This window comes from Pseudogulbenkiania ferrooxidans 2002 (assembly GCF_000174355.1).
Lineage (GTDB): Bacteria > Pseudomonadota > Gammaproteobacteria > Burkholderiales > Chromobacteriaceae > Pseudogulbenkiania > Pseudogulbenkiania ferrooxidans.
The window spans coordinates 414,370-431,874 of the sequence record NZ_ACIS01000003.1 but is presented as its reverse complement, the minus strand read 5'-3'; the positions used below and the strand labels follow the sequence as shown (position 1 = coordinate 431,874).

The following is a 17,505-nucleotide window of genomic DNA, read 5'->3' as shown; positions in this document are numbered from 1 at the left end:
CCGTCAAGCCTTAATGCGATTGGGTTTTCTGACTGCCCATCCAGCGGGCAACGATGTTCAGCGCCAGCACGCTGAAGGTGATCAACAGCGACCCGGCCCAGGCCAGGGTGTGCCAGTCCGCGTAGGGGCTCATGGCAAACTGGAAGATCACGATCGGCAGGTTGGCCATCGGCTGGTTCATATTGCTGTTCCAGAACTGGTTGTTCAGCGCGGTGAACAACAGCGGCGCGGTCTCGCCGGAAATGCGCGCCACCGCCAGCAGGATGCCGGTCAGCACTCCGGCCTTGGCCGAGCGCAGCGTCACGTACAGCGTTACCTTCCACTGCGGTGCCCCCAGGGCCGCCGCGGCTTCGCGCAGGCTCCCCGGCACCAGCCGCAGCATGTTCTCGGTGGTGCGCACCACCACCGGGATCACCAGGATCGACAAGGCCAGCGCCCCGGCCCAGCCGGAGAAATGGCCGACGCTGACCACGTACATCTCGTAGATGAACAGGCCGATCACGATCGACGGTGCCGACAGCAGGATGTCGTTGATGAAACGGGTCGCCGGCGCCAGCCAGCCACGTTGGCCGAACTCCGCCAGGTAGATGCCGGCCAGGATGCCGATCGGGGTGCCGATCAGGGTGCCGAACAGCGTCATCAGCAGGCTGCCGTAGATGGCGTTGGCCAGGCCGCCGACGCTGCCCGGGGGGGGCGTGCTGCGGCTGAACACGTCGAGCGACAGTCCGCCCAGGCCCTGGTCGATCAGGGTCCACAGGATCCAGAACAGCCAGAACAGGCCAAACATCATCGCCATCATCGACGCCCCCATGTTGATGGCGTTGATGAGGCGGCGGCGGCGGTAAATCGATGGATCCATGGCAAAGCGCCCAGTCTGTCCCGGGCTCTCGGTCGCAGGGGACGGGATGGCCGCAGGGATATGTGTACGATCATTCATTATGATGCCTTCCCTTCCTGCTTTTTCAGGCGCAGCAGCAGCATCTTGGAGCAGGCCAGCACGACGAAGGTGATGAAGAACAGAATCAGGCCGAGTTGAATCAGCGAGGACATGTACAGTTCGCCGCTCGCCTCGGCAAATTCGTTGGCCAGCGACGAGGCAATCGAGTTGCCCGGCTCGAACAGGCCGGTGGCGAAATTCGACGAGTTGCCGATCACGAAGGTCACCGCCATGGTTTCCCCCAGGGCACGGCCGAGTCCCAGCATGATGCCGCCGACCACGCCGGTCTTGGTGTAGGGCAGCACCACGTAACGCACCACCTCCCAGGTGGTGGAGCCCAGGCCGTACGCCGATTCCTTGAGCAGGGTCGGCACGACTTCGAAGACGTCGCGCATCACCGAGGCGATGAACGGAATGATCATGATCGCCAGGATCAGCCCGGCGGTGAAGATGCCGATGCCCATCGGCGCGCCCTGGAACAGGAAGCCGATCAGCGGCAGCTCGCCCAGGTTGTCGATCAGCATCGGCTGCACGTGGTCGGCGAACAGCGGGGCGAACACGAACAAGCCCCACATGCCGTAGATGATGGAGGGAATGCCTGCCAACAGCTCCACGGCGATCCCCAGCGGGCGCTTGAGCCAAGTCGGGCACAGTTCGGTGAGGAACAGGGCAATGCCGAAGCTGACGGGCACGCCGATCAACAGGGCGATCAGCGAGGTGGCCAAGGTGCCGTAAATCGGCACCAGCGCGCCGAACTTCTGGGATACCGGGTCCCAGTCGCTGGTCATGAAGAACTGCCAGCCGAAGGCCTTGATGCTGGGCAGGGCGCCAATGACGAGAGAAATCAGGATGCCGACCAACAGCGCCAGAACCAGGAACGCGAACATTCGCGTGACGTTCCGGAACAGCTTGTCGAGCATCATCTGACGGTTCATCCGCTGCTCGTTATTGTACTTTTCCATGTATGGCTCTATGTATTTCGATCCAGACAAAAAGCCGGGGAGAGTCGTCTCCCCGGCCTGATCGCCCGGCGTTGGCAGGGCGTAACCCCCATTGTGCCAGCCGCCGTCTGATATGGCGATTTACTTCCAGATGGCCTTGCCGCTGTTGTCGGTGATCTGCTTCCAGCTGTCGCGGATGGTGGCCTTGACGTTGGCCGGCATCGGAATGTAATCCAGATCCAGCGCGGTCTTGTCGCCGTTCTTGTACGCCCAGTCGAAGAACTTCAGCGCTTCACTACCCTGTACCGGCTTGTCCTGTTTCTTGTGCATCAGGATGAAGGTGGCACCGGAGATCGGCCAGCTGGTCTTGCCCGGCTGGTTGGTCAGGATCAGGTAGAAGCCCGGGGCGTTCTTCCAGTCGGCGTTGCCGGCAGAGGCCTTGAAGCTCTCCTCGCTCGGGGCAACATAGGCGCCAGCCTGGTTCTGCAGCTGGCCGTAGGACAGCTTGTTCTGCTTGGCGTAGGCGTACTCGACGTAGCCGATGGCACCCTTGATGCGGGTCACGTAGTTGGCCACGCCCTCGTTACCCTTGCCGCCCACACCGGTCGGCCAGTTCACGGCGGTGTTGGAGCCCACCTTGCCGGCCCAGTCGCTGGACACCTTGGACAGGTAATTGGTGAAGATGAAGGTGGTGCCGGAGCCGTCCGAACGGCGCACCACGGTGATCTTCTGATCCGGCAGCTTGACGCCCGGGTTCAGGCTGGCGATGGCCGGGTCGTTCCACTTGCTGACCTTGCCCATGAATATCTCAGCCAGCAGCGCGCCGGTGAATTTGACCTGGCCTGCAGCCACGCCCGGCAGGTTGTACACCGGCACCACGCCACCGATCACGGTCGGGAACTGGGTCAGGTCCGACTTGGCCAGTTCTTCCGGCTTCAACGGCATGTCGGAAGCACCGAAATCAACGGTCTTCGACTGGATCTGCTTGATGCCGCCGCCCGAACCGATCGACTGGTAGTTCATGCTGTTGTTGCTGGCCGCCTTGTAGGCTTCGGCCCATTTTGCATACAGCGGGTAAGGGAAGGTAGCGCCGGCACCGGTAATGTCTGCGGCGAAAGCCGTTCCGGACACAACGGCCCCCGTCAGAACCAACGAGGCGGCCAGGCGAATGGACTGTTTCATGCTTACTCCGTGTGAGCGACACAGTTGACGATGGACGCATCCTAGTCCTCGTATTTTGCAGAAATATTACAAGTTGTCTTTTGGGCGCTGCCGGTAGGCGATTTGACGCTCCTTAGATCGGGGATATAATGCGCGTCGAAATAATATGGGGGTGTTATGGCTGATAAGTTGGTGATTGGAAACTGGAAAATGCATGGGCGCCATGCGTTCAACGCGCAATTGGTGGCGCAATTGTTGGCGTCGGAGTCGGTCAACCGTTCCGGCGTCGCCATCGCGGTTCCCACTCCCTACCTGGTATCGGTCGGATCCTTGCTTGGCGGGCAGGGCCTGGTGCTGGCGGCCCAGGACGTCAGTCGCTTCGCCGAAGACGGTGCCTTTACCGGAGAAAGCTCGGCCAACATGCTGGCTGACGTTGGCTGCCACTACGTGCTGGTAGGCCATTCCGAGCGCCGTCAGTATCTTGGTGAAGGCAGTGAGGCGCTGAGTCTGAAGCTGCGCAACGCCATCGCGGCCGGCCTCACTCCGGTATATTGCGTTGGCGAGACTCTGGCTGAACGCGAAGCGGATCGTCATCTCGCCGTAATCCGCGAGCAGTTGTCGGTGCTCGACGGCATCGACGGCGGGCAGGCGGTGGTGGCCTATGAGCCGGTATGGGCGATCGGTACGGGCAAGGTGGCCAGTCTCGAGCAGATCGACGAAATCCACCGTGAAATAAAAGCCGAATGCTTGCGCCGGCTCAAGGGCTCTGCTAATATTCGCGTCCTCTACGGCGGCAGCGTCAAAGCAGACAATGCGATGGCAATCCTGTCTCTCGATAATGTTGACGGGGCGCTGGTAGGGGGTGCATCCCTGGTTCCAGAGTCGTTTTCGATGATTTGCCAAACCGCTAGAAAATTGATATAGTATGGAAATTCTAAAAACGCTCGTTTGGGTAATTAATATCATATCCGCAGTAACAATTATTGTTCTTGTCCTGATGCAGCACGGCAAGGGTGCGGATATGGGGGCGGCGTTCGGCGCAGGTTCGTCCGGTAGTTTGTTTGGGGCCTCTGGTTCGGCAAACTTTCTGAGTCGAACCACTGCTGTTGCAGCTATTGTGTTTTTCTCGACCTGTCTTGCCTTGGTTAAGCTCTCTGCTGGTCCCTCTAGCGAGCTGGGTGTGATGGGTGGGCAAATTGAAAAAGTAGTGCCGCAACTCCCGGGCGGTGCCGCGAATCAGAAGCCTGCCGGTTCGAAGATACCGGAATAAAAGTTTAGTTATGTGCCGACATGGTGAAATTGGTAGACACGCTATCTTGAGGGGGTAGTGGCGAAAGCTGTGTGAGTTCGAGTCTCACTGTCGGCACCACCGTAAAAAACAGGCCACCGGGATTCCGGTGGCCTGTTTTATTTCGAGCCAAGGAGGGTCATACCTCCTTTTTTTGGGGGTATACGGGAAATGCTGCAAAATTACTTTCCCATTCTGTTGTTCGTCATAGTAGGGCTCTTGGTTGGTGTCGGCCCCATCCTGCTGGGGTGGCTGGTTGCTCCTAATCGTCCTGATCCTGAAAAACTCTCTCCTTACGAGTGCGGCTTCGAGGCCTTTGAAGACGCGCGCATGAAGTTCGACGTGCGTTATTACCTCGTAGCCATCCTCTTCATTTTGTTCGATCTCGAAATCACCTTCCTGTTCCCTTGGGCCGTCGTGCTGAAGGAACTCGGTGCGTTCGGTTTTGGTGTCATGGTGGAGTTCATTGCGGTTCTGACGCTCGGCTTCGTCTACATGTGGAAAAAGGGAGCCCTGGAATGGGAGTAGAAGGCATTCTCGAAAAAGGTTTCATCACCACTACCGCCGATAAGCTCATCAACTATACGCGTACCGGTTCGCTGTGGCCGATGACCTTTGGCCTTGCCTGCTGTGCGGTGGAAATGATGCATGCGGGTGCGGCCCGTTATGACCTTGACCGCTTCGGCGTGGTGTTCCGCCCGAGTCCGCGCCAGTCTGACCTGATGATCGTGGCCGGTACGCTGTGCAACAAGATGGCCCCCGCCCTGCGCAAGGTGTACGACCAGATGGCCGAGCCGCGCTGGGTTATTTCGATGGGATCCTGTGCCAACGGTGGTGGCTACTACCACTACTCGTACTCCGTGGTGCGGGGCTGCGACCGAATCGTTCCTGTTGATGTCTACGTGCCGGGCTGTCCGCCGACTGCCGAAGCGCTGCTGTACGGCATCATCCAGCTGCAGAACAAGATCAAACGTACTAACACCATTGCCCGCTAAGGTAGAAACCCATGGCCTCCAAAATGGAAGCGCTCAAGTCGGTTGTCGAGCAGGTGCTGGGCGACAGGCTTGTCCAGAGCACGCTGGCGCTCGATGAGCTGACCATCGTCTGCAAGGCAGAAAACATCGTCGAAGTAGCCTCCCTGCTGCGTGATCACGCCGAGTTGTCGTTCGAGCAACTGATCGATCTGTGTGGCGTTGATTACAGCAGCTACAAGGACCAGCCCTGGGATGGTCCGCGCTTTGCCGTCGTTTCTCATCTCCTGTCCCTCAAGCACAACTGGCGCATCCGTCTTAAGACTTTCGCACCGGAAGACGATTTCCCCGTGGTGAATTCCGTCGTCGGCGTGTGGAATTCCGCCAACTGGTTCGAGCGCGAAGCGTTCGACCTCTTTGGCATCGTATTCGACGGCCATCCGGACCTGCGCCGCCTGCTGACCGACTACGGCTTTGTCGGCCACCCGTTCCGCAAGGACTTCCCTCTGTCCGGCTACGTCGAAATGCGCTATGACCCGACGCAACAACGGGTGATCTACCAGCCGGTCACCATCGAACCGCGGGAAATCACCCCGCGCATCATTCGCGAGGAGACCTACGGTGGCTGAGATTCGCAACTACACGCTCAACTTCGGTCCGCAACACCCGGCGGCACACGGTGTACTGCGCCTAGTGCTGGAGCTGGATGGTGAAGTGATCCAGCGCGCCGACCCGCACGTCGGTCTGCTGCATCGCGGCACCGAGAAGTTGGCCGAAAGCAAGACCTTCATCCAGTCGCTGCCGTACATGGACCGTCTCGACTACGTCTCCATGATGAGCAACGAGCATGCCTACTGCCTGGCGATCGAGAAGCTGCTGGGGGTAGAAGTTCCCGAGCGGGCGCAGTACATCCGCGTCATGTTCGCCGAGATCACCCGTATCCTGAACCACCTGCTGTGGATCGGGGCCCACGCCATCGACATCGGTGCGATGACCGTGTTCCTCTACGCGTTCCGTGAGCGCGAGGACCTGATGGACTGCTACGAGGCCGTTTCCGGTGCGCGCATGCACGCGGCGTACTTCCGTCCGGGTGGTGTCTACCGCGACCTGCCGGATTCGATGCCGCAGTACACCGTTTCCAAGATCAAGAACGCACGTGAACTGGCCAAACTCAACGAAGGCCGCCAGGGCAGCATGCTCGACTTCATCGACGCCTTCACCCAGCGTTTCCCGACCTACGTGGACGAGTACGAGACCCTGCTGACCGACAACCGCATCTGGAAGCAGCGTACCGTCGGCATCGGCGTCGTATCGCCGGAGCGCGCACGGAACCTGGGCTTCTCCGGGCCGATGCTGCGCGGTTCGGGTATCGAGTGGGACCTGCGCAAGAAGCAGCCCTACGACGTCTACGACCGCATGGATTTCGACATCCCGGTTGGCGTCAATGGCGACTGCTACGATCGCTATCTGGTGCGCATCGAGGAAATGCGCCAGTCCAACCGCATCGTCAAGCAATGCGTCGATTGGCTCAAGAAAAATCCGGGGCCGGTCATCACCGACAACTTCAAGGTTGCTCCGCCTTCGCGGGAAGGCATGAAGAGCAACATGGAAGAGCTGATCCACCACTTCAAGCTGTTCACCGAAGGCATGCACGTGCCGGAAGGCGAAGCCTACGCCGCGGTGGAACACCCCAAGGGTGAATTCGGCATCTACCTGGTGTCGGATGGCGCCAACAAACCGTACCGTCTCAAAATCCGCGCGCCGGGTTACGCCCATCTGGCGGCCCTGGACGAAATGTCGCGCGGCCACATGATCGCCGACGTGGTGGCGATCATCGGTACACAGGATATCGTGTTTGGGGAGATTGACCGCTGATGCTGTCCGCACAATCGCTTGCCTTGATCGACCGCGAGGTCGCCAAATATCCGGCCGACCAGAAGCGCTCCGCCGTCATGGGCGCTCTGCGCATCGCGCTGGAAGAGCGGCGTTCCACCGGTGAAACCCCGGAAGCCCGCTGCCTGAATCAAGAGGTGATCGAGTTCGTCGCCAACTACCTGGAAATTCCCCCGGTAGCTGCCTACGAAGTCGCCACCTTCTACAACATGTATGACATGAAGCCGGTGGGCAAATACAAAATCACCGTCTGTACCAACCTGCCCTGTGCCCTGTCCGGCGGCGTCAACGCGGCCGAGTACATCTCGGGCAAGCTGGGCATCGCCATCGGCGAAACCAGTACCGACGGCATGTACACCCTGCTGGAAGGGGAGTGCATGGGTGCCTGTGGCGATGCGCCGGTGCTGCTGGTGAACAACCACAGCATGTGCAGCTTCATGACGCCCGAAGCTATCGATAAAAAACTGGCGGAGTTGAAATAATGGCAGTCTTCGTCAATGGTGTGATTTTCGACGGGGTGGACACGGCCGCCGCCGATGCCTGGCGCCTCGATGCCTACGTGGCACGTGGCGGCTACCAGGCGCTGCGCAAGATTCTCGACAGCAAGCTGCCGCAGGAAGACGTGATCGCCGAGGTGAAGAACTCCGGCCTGCGCGGTCGTGGCGGTGCCGGCTTCCCGACCGGCCTGAAGTGGAGCTTCATGCCGCGTTCGTTCCCGGGCGACAAGTACGTCGTGTGCAATACCGACGAGGGCGAGCCGGGCACCTTCAAGGACCGCGACATCCTGCGCTTCAACCCGCACGCGCTGATCGAAGGCATGATCATCGCCGGTTACGCGATGGGCACCAAGGCCGGCTACAACTACATCCACGGCGAGGTCTTCGCCGAGTACCAGCGTTTCGAAGAAGCGCTGGAAGAGGCCCGCAAGGCCGGCTTCCTTGGCCAGCACATCCTCGGCACCGACTTCAGCTTCGAGCTGTACGCCCACCACGGCTACGGTGCCTACATCTGCGGCGAGGAAACCGCGTTGCTGGAGTCGCTGGAAGGCAAGAAAGGCCAGCCGCGCTTCAAGCCGCCGTTCCCGGCTAGCTTCGGCCTCTACGGAAAGCCGACCACCATCAACAACACCGAGTCGTTCGCCTCGGTGCCGTTCATCATCCGCGACGGCGCGCAGAAGTTCCTCGAAGCGGGCAAGCCGAACAACGGCGGCACCAAGCTGTTCTCGGTCTCCGGTCACGTCAATCGTCCGGGCAACTACGAGATTCCGCTCGGCACCCCGTTCTCGACGCTGCTGGAAATGGCAGGCGGCATGAGGGACGGCAAGAAGCTCAAGGCGGTGATCCCGGGCGGTTCGTCCGCGCCGATTCTGCCGGCCGAGATCATGATGAGCTGCACCATGGATTACGACAGCATCAGCAAGGCCGGCTCCATGCTGGGCTCCGGTGCCGTGATCGTGATGAACGAAGACGTGTGCATGATCAAGGCGCTGGAGCGTCTGGCCTACTTCTACCACGAAGAGTCTTGCGGTCAGTGCACGCCGTGCCGTGAAGGCACCGGCTGGCTCTATCGCGTGATCCATCGCATCGCCAACGGCGAAGGCCGTCCGGGCGATCTGGAGCTTCTGGATTCCGTTGGCAACAACATGGCGGGCCGCACCATCTGCGCCCTGGCCGATGCCGCGGTGTTCCCGGTTCGCAGTTTCACCAAGCATTTCCGTCACGAGTTCGAATACGCGATCGAACACGGAAAGACCTTGGTGGACCACAAATGGTGTTGAGCGATGCTTGAAATTGAAATCGACGGTAAGAAACTGACGGTCCCGCAGGGAAGCACCGTCATGGATGCGGCCCACTCGGTGGGCACGTACATCCCTCACTTTTGTTACCACAAGAAACTCTCCATCGCGGCCAACTGCCGCATGTGCCTGGTCGAGGTAGAGAAGGCTCCCAAGCCGCTGCCGGCCTGTGCCACTCCGGTGACGGATGGCATGAAGGTGCACACCCACTCCGACATGGCCAAGAAGGCCCAGGCCGGGGTGATGGAGTTCCTGCTGATCAACCACCCGCTGGATTGCCCGATCTGCGACCAGGGCGGCGAATGCCAGCTGCAGGATCTCGCCGTGGGCTATGGCAATTCCGCTTCGCGCTACCAGGAAGAGAAGCGCGTGGTGGTGGGCAAGGACATGGGGCCGCTGGTTTCCGCTGAGGAAATGAGCCGCTGCATCCATTGCACCCGTTGTGTGCGCTTTACCGAGGAAATCGGCGGTTTCCAGGAAATCGGCATGGCCAACCGCAGCGAGTTCTCGGAAATCCTGCCTTTCCTCGGCAAGACCGTGGATTCGGAAATTTCCGGCAACGTGATCGACCTGTGCCCGGTCGGCGCGCTGACCTCGAAACCGTTCCGTTACAGCACCCGCGCCTGGGAGCTGTCGCGCCGCAAGTCGGTAAGCCCGCACGACGGCCTCGGCGCCAACCTGATCGTTCAGGTCAAGGGCAACCAGGTGATGCGTGTGCTGCCGCTCGAGAACGAAGACATCAACGAATGCTGGATCGCCGACCGTGACCGCTTCTCCTACGAAGGCCTGAACAGTGCCGAGCGTCTGCAGAAGCCGATGATCAAGCACGACGGCAAGTGGCACGAAGCCGACTGGCAGACCGCGCTGGAATACGTGGTCAAGGGCCTGAACGGCGTGTCTCGCGATCATGGCAAGGACGCCATCGGCGTGCTGGCCAGCCCGCACAGCACCACCGAAGAACTGTTCATGGTGCAGAAACTGGCGCGCAGCTTCGGCGTGAACAACGTCGACTACCGTCTGCGCCGTTCCGATTTCCGCGCCGACGCCGCCCAGCAGGGCGCGCTGTGGTTGGGCTCCAGCATCGTCGAGCTGGCTTCGGCCAAGTCCGTGCTGGTAGTGGGCAGCACGCAGCGCCAGGAGCAGCCGCTCTTGGCCTCGCGTCTGCGCCAAGCGGTGAAGAAGGGCAGCGAGCTCAATGTCATCCACGTTGCCGACGACGCATTGCTGACCAAGCTCAACGCCAAGCTGATCGTCTCGCCGCAGGCGCTGGTGAACGCGCTGGCCCAGGTGCTGAAAGCCGTGGTGGCGATCAAGTCGGGCGAGAGTGCGATCGATCTGGCCGCGGTGACCGTGTCGGCCGACGCGCAGCGTATCGCCGATAGCCTGTGTGGCGCCGAGACCGCTTCGGTGGTGCTGGGCAACGTCGCTCAACATCATCCGGCGTTCTCCGAACTGTTGTCGCTGGCGCAGGAAATCGCCCGTCTGAGCGGCGCCCGCTTCGGCGTGCTGGCCGAGGCCGCCAACAGCGTTGGCGCCGAACTGGTCGGTGCCGTGCCGACGCGCGGTGTCTTCGGTGCCGCCGTATCGGCGGGTCTCAACGCCCAGCAGATGATTGCCGAGCCGCGCAAGGCCTACGTGCTGCTGAACACCGAAGTCGAATTCGACAGTTACAACCCGCAAGCCGCCGTCGCCGCGATGAAGTCGGCCGAGACCGTGATCGCGCTGACCGCGTTCAAGGCCGAGGGCCTGCTCGATTACGCCGACGTGCTGCTGCCGATCGCGCCGTTCTCTGAGACCGCCGGTTCCTTCGTCAACATGGAAGGCCGCCTGCAGACCTTCAACGGCGTGGTGCGCCCGCAGGGTGAAGCGCGCCCGGCATGGAAGGTGCTGCGCGTGCTGGGCAACATGCTCGGCCTGTCCGGCTTCGAGTACACCAGTGTCGAAGAAGTCCGTGCCGAATGGCAGGGCAAGGGCGAGATCGCACCGAGCCTGAACAATGTGCTGGCCTCCGTTTCGGCCAACGTGCAGCCCGCCGCCTCCGCGCTGGTGCGCGTCGGCGAAGTGCCGCTGTACCAGGCCGATGCTATCTGCCGCCGCGCCTCGTCGCTGCAGGCGACGCGTGCCGCCGCCGTGCCGGTGGCGCATGCGGCGCAGAGCGTGCTGGACGCCGCCGGCGTGCAGTCCGGCGCCGTCGTGGTGCTGAAGCAGGGCGAGGGCCAGGTGCGTGTGGCGCTGGAGGCCGACGCTGCGCTGCCGGCCGGCGTCGTACGCCTGGCCACCGCGCATCCGACCACCATCGTACTGGGCGGCATGTTTGACCCGATCGAGATCAAGCAGGGGTAAATGATGGAGTTCTTGCAAGGCATTCTTGGCAATGAGGCGGGGCTCACCGTGTGGACCCTGCTCAAGATCGTCGCCATCGTGGCGCCGATGATGGGTGCGGTGGCCTACCTCACGTTGGCCGAACGCAAGGTGATCGGTTACATGCAGGTGCGTATCGGCCCGAACCGGGTCGGCTACTTCGGCCTGCTGCAACCGCTGGCCGACGGCATCAAGCTGCTGCTGAAGGAGATCATTCTCCCGACCCAGTCCAGCAAGGGCCTGTTCCTGCTGGCGCCGGTGCTGTCGATCGGTCCGGCGCTGGCCGCCTGGGCGGTGGTGCCGTTCACCGACAAGCTGGTGCTGGCGAATACCAACGCCTCGCTGCTGTATATCATGGCCATCACCTCGATGGGCGTGTACGGCGTGATCATCGCCGGCTGGGCCGCCAACTCGAAGTATTCGTTCTTGGGCGCGCTGCGTTCGGCGGCACAGATCGTGTCGTACGAAATCGCCATGGGCTTCGCCCTGGTGGGCGTGCTGATGGTGAGCGGCAGCCTGAACCTGGTCGACATCGTCAACCAACAGGGGCATGGCGTGGCCGGTGGCTCGGCGCTGTCGTGGAACTGGCTGCCGCTGTTCCCGCTGTTCATCGTCTACCTGATCTCCGGTGTCGCCGAGACCAACCGCGCCCCGTTCGACGTGGCCGAGGGTGAGTCCGAGATCGTGGCTGGTTTCCACGTGGAATATTCTGGCATGGCCTTTGCCGTGTTCTTCCTCGCCGAATACGCCAACATGATTCTGGTCGCGGCAATGACCTCGCTGATGTTCCTGGGGGGCTGGCTGTCGCCGTTCCCGGCATCGTGGGGTGTGCTCGGAGCCTCCGGCTTCATCTGGATGGCGCTGAAGATCTCGCTGGTTCTGTTCTGCTTCCTGTGGTTCCGCGCGACCTTCCCGCGTTACCGCTACGACCAGATCATGCGTCTGGGCTGGAAGGTGTTCATTCCGGTCACGCTGGTTTGGGTATTTGTCGTCGGCGTGTGGATGATGAGCCCGTTGACGCTCTGGAACTGATACGGGTTAGGTGAAGAGCATGGATACGATTCGCAATTTTTTCAAAACGTTCTTGCTGGTGGAGTTGGTGCAGGGCCTGATGTTGACGGGTCGTCACTTCTTCGCACGCAAGATTACCGTGCAGTTCCCGGAAGAGAAGACGCCGCTGTCGCCTCGCTTCCGTGGCCTGCACGCCCAGCGCCGCTACGCCAACGGTGAAGAGCGCTGCATCGCCTGCAAACTGTGCGAGGCGGTTTGCCCGGCGATGGCGATCACCATCGAGTCGGAGCAGCGTGACGACGGCACCCGCCGTACCTCGCGCTACGACATCGATCTGACCAAGTGCATCTTCTGCGGCTTCTGCGAAGAGGCCTGTCCGGTGGATGCCATCGTGGAAACCCACATTTTCGAGTATCACGGCGAAAAGCGTGGCGACCTCTACTACACCAAGCCCATGCTGCTGGCCATCGGTGACAAGTACGAGTCCGAGATTGCCGCCCGCAAGGCGGCTGATGCCAAGTATCGCTAAGGGGGTGTGATGAGTTTTCCTACCGTCGTTTTCTATGTGCTGTCGGCGATCCTGATCTTCGCCGGGCTCCGCGTCATTACGGCCAAGAACCCGGTGCACGCCGCGCTGTATCTGGTGCTGGCGTTCTTCACCAGCGCCGGCCACTGGCTGCTGCTGGAGTCGGAGTTCCTCGCTATTTCGCTGGTGCTGGTCTATGTCGGCGCGGTGATGGTGCTGTTCCTGTTCGTGGTGATGATGCTCGACATCAACTTCGAGAAGCTGCGTGAAGGCTTCTGGAAGAATGCGCCTCTGGCCGGTACGGTCGGTCTGATCATGGTCGGCGAGATGGTGCTGATCCTGATGAGCCCGGAAGCCAGCCTCGGCAGCTACAAGGGTGCTGCGCCGCTGGCGGCTGACGCCAGCAACATCCGCGAACTGGGCCGCCTGATCTATACCACCTACCTGTGGCCGTTCGAACTGGCCGCCGTAGTGCTGCTGGTCGGCATGGTGGCTGCGATCGCGCTGACCATGCGCAAGCGCAAGGACACCAAGTTCGTGAATCCCGGCGATCAGGTCGTGGTTCGTCGCGACGACCGTGTACGCCTGGTGAAGATGGCTGCCGTAAAACGTTCGGAACCGGTTGCTGAAGCCGAGTCCGCTGATCAACAGGCCTGACGGCCGAACAACATAAGGGAGGAAACGTGCTGACGCTGACTCACTTCCTGGTGCTGGCCGCAATCCTGTTTGCTATCAGTGTGCTGGGCATCTTTCTGAACAGGAAGAACGTGATCGTTCTCCTGATGGCTATCGAGCTGATGCTGCTCGCGGTGAACTTCAACTTCATCGCGTTCTCGCATTACCTGTCGGATACGGCAGGGCAGATTTTCGTCTTCTTCATCCTGACCGTGGCGGCCGCTGAGTCTGCCATCGGTCTGGCGATCCTGGTGGTGCTGTTCCGCAATCTGCAGACCATCAACGTCGAAGACTTGGGCAGCCTCAAGGGCTAAGACAAACCGGATACCAAACTACAAAGCACAAAGCATGGATATGAAAAGCTTATACCTGCTGATTGCACTCGCGCCGCTGGCCGGGTCTCTCATAGCGGGCTTGTTTGGATGGGCCATCGGACGTCGTGCCTCACACGTCGTGACCATTCTGGGGGTGGCCGTTTCGGCGGTCCTGTCGCTCAAGGTGCTGTCCGGCTTCATCTCCGGTCAGACGGAAGTCTTCAACGGCTCGGTGTACACCTGGCTGACCGTCGGTGGCCACGAGTATGCGGTCGGTTTCCTGGTGGATAAGCTGACCGCCATGATGATGGTGGTGGTGAGCTGTGTATCGCTGATGGTGCATATCTACACCATCGGCTACATGCAGGAAGACCCGGGCTACCAGCGCTTCTTCAGCTACATCTCGCTGTTCACCTTCTCGATGCTGATGCTGGTGATGAGCAACAACTTCATCCAGTTGTTCTTTGGCTGGGAGGCGGTGGGCCTGGTGTCCTACCTGCTGATCGGCTTCTGGTTCAAGCGACCGACGGCGACCTTCGCCAACCTGAAGGCCTTCCTGGTCAACCGCGTGGGTGACTTCGGCTTCCTGCTGGGTATCGGCCTGGTGCTGGCTCACTTTGGCGGCTCGCTGAATTACAACGACGTGTTCGCCGCCGCGCCGGCGCTGGCCAACAAGACCATCCAGATCTTCCCGGGCGTCGAATGGTCGCTGATGACCGTGACCTGCATCCTGCTGTTCGTCGGCGCGATGGGTAAATCGGCACAGTTCCCGCTGCACGTGTGGCTGCCCGATTCGATGGAAGGCCCGACCCCGATTTCGGCGCTGATTCACGCCGCGACCATGGTGACCGCCGGTCTGTTCATGGTGTCGCGCATGAGCCCGCTGTTCGAGATGTCGGATACCGCGCTGAACTTCGTGATGATCTCCGGCACCATTACCGCGCTGTTCATGGGCTTCCTGGGCATCGTGCAGAACGACATCAAGAAAGTGGTGGCGTACTCCACGCTGTCGCAGCTGGGCTACATGACCGTGGCGCTGGGTGCCTCCGCCTACTCGGCCGCGATGTTCCACGTCATGACCCACGCCTTCTTCAAGGCCCTGCTGTTCCTCGGCGCGGGTTCGGTGATCATGGGCATGCACCATGACCAGGACATGCGCAACATGGGCGGCCTGCGCAAGTACATGCCGATCACCTGGATCACCTCGCTGATAGGCTCGCTGGCGCTGATCGGCACGCCGTTCTTCTCGGGCTTCTACTCGAAGGACTCGATCATCGAAGCCGTGGCCGCCTCGCATCTGCCGTTCGCCGGCGTGGCCTACTGGGCGCTGATCATCGGTGTGTTCGTGACCGCGTTCTACTCCTTCCGCATGTACTTCCTGGTGTTCCACGGCAAGGAGCGCTGGATGGAGAACCATGGCGCGCACCACGGCCATGACGACGATCATGACGACGAGGAGCCGTCGACCGATCACCACCACGGCCTGGGCCCGAACGACAAGCCGCATGAGAGCCCGTGGGTGGTGACGCTGCCGCTGCTGGCGCTGGCGATCCCGTCGGTGCTGATCGGCTTCTTCGCCATCGAACCACTGCTGTTCGGCGACTTCTTCAAGGGCGCGATCACCATCGATGCGCTGAAGCACCCGGGCATGCACGAGTTGGCCGAAGAATTCCACGGTCCGGTGGCGATGGCGGTCCACGCGCTGAGCACGCTGCCGTTCTGGCTGGCGCTGTCCGGCGTGGTGGTGGCCTGGTTCTTCTACCTGAAGGCGCCGCAGATTCCGGCGGCCATCAAGCAGCAGTTCAGCGCCGTGCACAAGGTGCTGGAAAACAAGTACTACCTGGACGATCTGTACTTCAACCTGTTTGCCAAAGGTGCGCGCGCGCTGGGCACCCTGTTCTGGAAAGTGGGTGACATGCTGCTGATCGACGGCCTGATGGTGAACGGGACGGCCAAGCTGGTCGGCGTCTTCTCCCGCCTGACCCGCAAGCTGCAGACCGGCTTCATCTACAGCTACGCCACCACGATGATCATCGGCGTGCTGGGGCTGATGACCCTGTGGTTCGCCGGGATCATCCTGCGCTGATGGTCGATACACTGGAATTGAATAACAACTTAGGTTTTGACTATGTTCACTAATCTGTTAAGTCTGGTGATCTGGACACCGATCGTGGCCGGGTTGCTGGTGCTGACAACGGGAGGGGACCAGCGTGCACCGCTGGCCCGTTGGCTGGCCCTGGCCGGGTCGCTGGCCGGCTTCCTGGTGTCGCTGCCGCTGTATACCGGCTTCAACGACCTCAACGGCGGCATGCAGTTTGAAGAAATGCGGCCGTGGATCCAGGCGCTCAACATCAACTACCACCTGGGCGTGGATGGCATCTCGATGCTGTTCATCGTGCTCAACAGCTTCACCACGCTGATGGTGGTGCTGGCGGGCTGGGAAGTGATCGAGAAGCGCGTGGCGCAGTACATGGCCGCGTTCCTGATCATGTCCGGCCTGATCAACGGCTCGTTCGCCTCCCTCGATGCCATGCTGTTCTACGTGTTCTTCGAGGCGATGCTGATCCCGATGTACCTGATCATCGGTGTCTGGGGTGGTCCGCGCCGCGTGTACGCGTCGGTGAAGTTCTTCTTGTACACCCTGTTGGGGTCGCTGCTGATGCTGGTGGCGTTCATCTACATGTACTTTCACGCCGGCAAGACCTTCGAGATCCTAGCCTTCCACGACATGAAGATCGCCCTGAGCGTGCAGATGCTGCTGTTCGTCGCCTTCTTCCTGTCGTTCGCGGTGAAGGTGCCGATGTGGCCGGTGCACACCTGGTTGCCGGACGCCCACGTTGAAGCGCCGACCGGCGGTTCGATGGTGCTGGCGGCGATCACGCTGAAGCTCGGTGCCTACGGCTTCCTGCGGTTTGCCCTGCCGATCTTGCCGGACGCTTCGCGCGAACTGGCCTGGGTGATGGTGGCGCTGTCGCTGGTGGCGGTGGTGTACATCGGCCTGGTGGCGCTGGTGCAGTCCGACATGAAGAAGCTGGTGGCCTACTCGTCGATTTCGCACATGGGCTTCGTGACCCTGGGCATGTTCATGTTCCTCGGCACCAACATGAACCAGTGGGCCGTCGAAGGCGCGCTGGTGCAGATGGTGTCGCACGGCTTCGTGTCGGCCGCGATGTTCTTCTGCATCGGCGTGATGTACGACCGTCTGCACAGCCGCAACATCGCCGACTACGGCGGCGTGGCCAACAAGATGCCGATCTTCGCTGCCTTCATGATGCTGTTCGGCATGGCTAACTCCGGTCTGCCGGCCACCTCCGGCTTCGTCGGCGAGTTCATGGTGATCCTGGGCGCGGTGCAGGTGAACTTCTGGTACGCGGCGCTGGCCGCCACCACGCTGATCTTCGGCGCGGCCTACACGCTGTGGATGTACAAGCGGGTGATCTTCGGTGATATCGGCAACAGCCACGTCGCCGAGATGAAGGATGTGAACAAGCGCGAGTTCCTGGTGCTGGCCATCCTGGCTATCACGGTACTGGGCATGGGTCTCTACCCGCAGGCTTTCGTCTCCAAGATGCACCTGTCGGTGAACGACCTGATCGCGCATGTAGCGCAAAGCAAGCTGTAAGGCCACAAGG

At 61.1% G+C, this 17,505-nt stretch carries 18 protein-coding genes and 1 tRNA gene; 16 read left to right on the top strand and 3 right to left on the bottom strand.

Going from position 1 to position 17,505, the window contains the following annotated elements:
• Positions 1-10 precede the first annotated feature (10 nt).
• The 3 genes from pstA to pstS form a co-directional block, all read right to left on the bottom strand.
• A complete protein-coding gene (pstA, locus tag FURADRAFT_RS07115; protein ID WP_050773221.1) occupies positions 11-859 on the bottom strand; it encodes a phosphate ABC transporter permease PstA in 849 nt (282 codons plus the stop codon).
• Positions 860-936: 77 nt separating this feature from the next.
• Positions 937-1,899: a phosphate ABC transporter permease subunit PstC gene (gene pstC / locus FURADRAFT_RS07110; protein WP_008953455.1), complete on the bottom strand. Its 963-nt coding sequence runs from the start codon at positions 1,897-1,899 to the stop codon at positions 937-939.
• 120 nt (positions 1,900-2,019) lie between these two features.
• Positions 2,020-3,060 carry a phosphate ABC transporter substrate-binding protein PstS gene (pstS, locus tag FURADRAFT_RS07105; protein WP_008953454.1) on the bottom strand — a complete coding sequence of 347 codons (1,041 nt, stop codon included), beginning with the start codon at positions 3,058-3,060 and terminating at the stop codon, positions 2,020-2,022.
• A gap of 156 nt (positions 3,061-3,216) precedes the next feature.
• Between pstS and tpiA the strand changes: the two genes are divergently transcribed.
• The 16 genes from tpiA (at position 3,217) to FURADRAFT_RS07030 (ending at position 17,495) form a co-directional block, all read left to right on the top strand.
• Positions 3,217-3,963: a triose-phosphate isomerase gene (gene tpiA / locus FURADRAFT_RS07100; RefSeq protein ID WP_081455942.1), complete on the top strand. Its 747-nt coding sequence runs from the start codon at positions 3,217-3,219 to the stop codon at positions 3,961-3,963.
• 1 nt (position 3,964) lies between these two features.
• A complete protein-coding gene (gene secG, locus FURADRAFT_RS20110; RefSeq protein ID WP_081455941.1) occupies positions 3,965-4,309 on the top strand; it encodes a preprotein translocase subunit SecG in 345 nt (114 codons plus the stop codon).
• Positions 4,310-4,323: 14 nt separating this feature from the next.
• Positions 4,324-4,408, top strand: a tRNA-Leu gene (locus FURADRAFT_RS07095).
• A 90-nt stretch (positions 4,409-4,498) separates the two neighbouring features.
• Positions 4,499-4,855, top strand: a complete 357-nt coding sequence (locus tag FURADRAFT_RS07090) for an NADH-quinone oxidoreductase subunit A (RefSeq protein WP_008953452.1) — start codon at positions 4,499-4,501, stop codon at positions 4,853-4,855.
• Complete coding sequence (locus FURADRAFT_RS07085) at positions 4,846-5,322, top strand: NuoB/complex I 20 kDa subunit family protein (protein WP_008953451.1); 477 nt, start codon at positions 4,846-4,848, stop codon at positions 5,320-5,322. The genes FURADRAFT_RS07090 and FURADRAFT_RS07085 overlap by 10 nt, the downstream gene beginning before the upstream one ends.
• A gap of 11 nt (positions 5,323-5,333) precedes the next feature.
• On the top strand, positions 5,334-5,927 hold the full coding sequence (locus FURADRAFT_RS07080; protein ID WP_008953450.1) for an NADH-quinone oxidoreductase subunit C: 594 nt from the start codon (positions 5,334-5,336) through the stop codon (positions 5,925-5,927).
• Positions 5,920-7,173 (top strand): NADH-quinone oxidoreductase subunit D, encoded by a 1,254-nt coding sequence (locus FURADRAFT_RS07075; protein WP_008953449.1) that lies wholly within the window; start codon positions 5,920-5,922, stop codon positions 7,171-7,173. The genes FURADRAFT_RS07080 and FURADRAFT_RS07075 overlap by 8 nt, the downstream gene beginning before the upstream one ends.
• A complete protein-coding gene (gene nuoE / locus FURADRAFT_RS07070) occupies positions 7,173-7,673 on the top strand; it encodes an NADH-quinone oxidoreductase subunit NuoE (protein ID WP_008953448.1) in 501 nt (166 codons plus the stop codon). Before FURADRAFT_RS07075 ends, nuoE begins: the two co-directional genes overlap by 1 nt.
• Positions 7,673-8,968, top strand: coding sequence for an NADH-quinone oxidoreductase subunit NuoF (gene nuoF, locus FURADRAFT_RS07065; protein ID WP_008953447.1), 1,296 nt, complete (start codon positions 7,673-7,675; stop codon positions 8,966-8,968). The genes nuoE and nuoF overlap by 1 nt, the downstream gene beginning before the upstream one ends.
• 3 nt (positions 8,969-8,971) lie before the next feature.
• A complete protein-coding gene (nuoG, locus tag FURADRAFT_RS07060; RefSeq protein ID WP_008953446.1) occupies positions 8,972-11,329 on the top strand; it encodes an NADH-quinone oxidoreductase subunit NuoG in 2,358 nt (785 codons plus the stop codon).
• Positions 11,330-12,379, top strand: a complete 1,050-nt coding sequence (gene nuoH / locus FURADRAFT_RS07055; RefSeq protein ID WP_008953445.1) for an NADH-quinone oxidoreductase subunit NuoH — start codon at positions 11,330-11,332, stop codon at positions 12,377-12,379.
• Between the two features lie 28 nt (positions 12,380-12,407).
• On the top strand, positions 12,408-12,887 hold the full coding sequence (gene nuoI / locus FURADRAFT_RS07050) for an NADH-quinone oxidoreductase subunit NuoI (protein ID WP_198019650.1): 480 nt from the start codon (positions 12,408-12,410) through the stop codon (positions 12,885-12,887).
• Between the two features lie 9 nt (positions 12,888-12,896).
• A complete protein-coding gene (locus FURADRAFT_RS07045) occupies positions 12,897-13,541 on the top strand; it encodes an NADH-quinone oxidoreductase subunit J (protein WP_008953443.1) in 645 nt (214 codons plus the stop codon).
• Positions 13,542-13,567: 26 nt separating this feature from the next.
• Positions 13,568-13,873, top strand: coding sequence for an NADH-quinone oxidoreductase subunit NuoK (nuoK, locus tag FURADRAFT_RS07040; RefSeq protein WP_008953442.1), 306 nt, complete (start codon positions 13,568-13,570; stop codon positions 13,871-13,873).
• A gap of 34 nt (positions 13,874-13,907) precedes the next feature.
• Entirely contained in the window at positions 13,908-15,959 is a 2,052-nt protein-coding gene (nuoL, locus tag FURADRAFT_RS07035) for an NADH-quinone oxidoreductase subunit L (RefSeq protein ID WP_008953441.1), read from the top strand.
• 42 nt (positions 15,960-16,001) lie between these two features.
• Positions 16,002-17,495, top strand: coding sequence for an NADH-quinone oxidoreductase subunit M (locus tag FURADRAFT_RS07030; RefSeq protein WP_008953440.1), 1,494 nt, complete (start codon positions 16,002-16,004; stop codon positions 17,493-17,495).
• Positions 17,496-17,505 lie beyond the last annotated feature (10 nt).

Bases quoted from the DNA above. Each gene is read 5' to 3' on its own strand.
- pstS (WP_008953454.1), bottom strand. From the start codon at position 3,060: ATGAAACAGTCCATTCGCCTGGCCGCCTCGTTGGTTCTGACGGGGGCC.
- FURADRAFT_RS07090 (WP_008953452.1), top strand. From the start codon at position 4,499: ATGCTGCAAAATTACTTTCCCATTCTGTTGTTCGTCATAGTAGGGCTC.
- nuoH (WP_008953445.1), top strand. From the start codon at position 11,330: ATGATGGAGTTCTTGCAAGGCATTCTTGGCAATGAGGCGGGGCTCACC.
- tpiA (WP_081455942.1), top strand. From the start codon at position 3,217: ATGGCTGATAAGTTGGTGATTGGAAACTGGAAAATGCATGGGCGCCAT.
- nuoG (WP_008953446.1), top strand. From the start codon at position 8,972: ATGCTTGAAATTGAAATCGACGGTAAGAAACTGACGGTCCCGCAGGGA.
- FURADRAFT_RS07045 (WP_008953443.1), top strand. From the start codon at position 12,897: ATGAGTTTTCCTACCGTCGTTTTCTATGTGCTGTCGGCGATCCTGATC.
- pstC (WP_008953455.1), bottom strand. From the start codon at position 1,899: ATGGAAAAGTACAATAACGAGCAGCGGATGAACCGTCAGATGATGCTC.
- FURADRAFT_RS07085 (WP_008953451.1), top strand. From the start codon at position 4,846: ATGGGAGTAGAAGGCATTCTCGAAAAAGGTTTCATCACCACTACCGCC.
- secG (WP_081455941.1), top strand. From the start codon at position 3,965: ATGGAAATTCTAAAAACGCTCGTTTGGGTAATTAATATCATATCCGCA.
- FURADRAFT_RS07080 (WP_008953450.1), top strand. From the start codon at position 5,334: ATGGCCTCCAAAATGGAAGCGCTCAAGTCGGTTGTCGAGCAGGTGCTG.
- nuoE (WP_008953448.1), top strand. From the start codon at position 7,173: ATGCTGTCCGCACAATCGCTTGCCTTGATCGACCGCGAGGTCGCCAAA.
- nuoL (WP_008953441.1), top strand. From the start codon at position 13,908: ATGGATATGAAAAGCTTATACCTGCTGATTGCACTCGCGCCGCTGGCC.
- nuoF (WP_008953447.1), top strand. From the start codon at position 7,673: ATGGCAGTCTTCGTCAATGGTGTGATTTTCGACGGGGTGGACACGGCC.
- pstA (WP_050773221.1), bottom strand. From the start codon at position 859: ATGGATCCATCGATTTACCGCCGCCGCCGCCTCATCAACGCCATCAAC.
- FURADRAFT_RS07030 (WP_008953440.1), top strand. From the start codon at position 16,002: ATGTTCACTAATCTGTTAAGTCTGGTGATCTGGACACCGATCGTGGCC.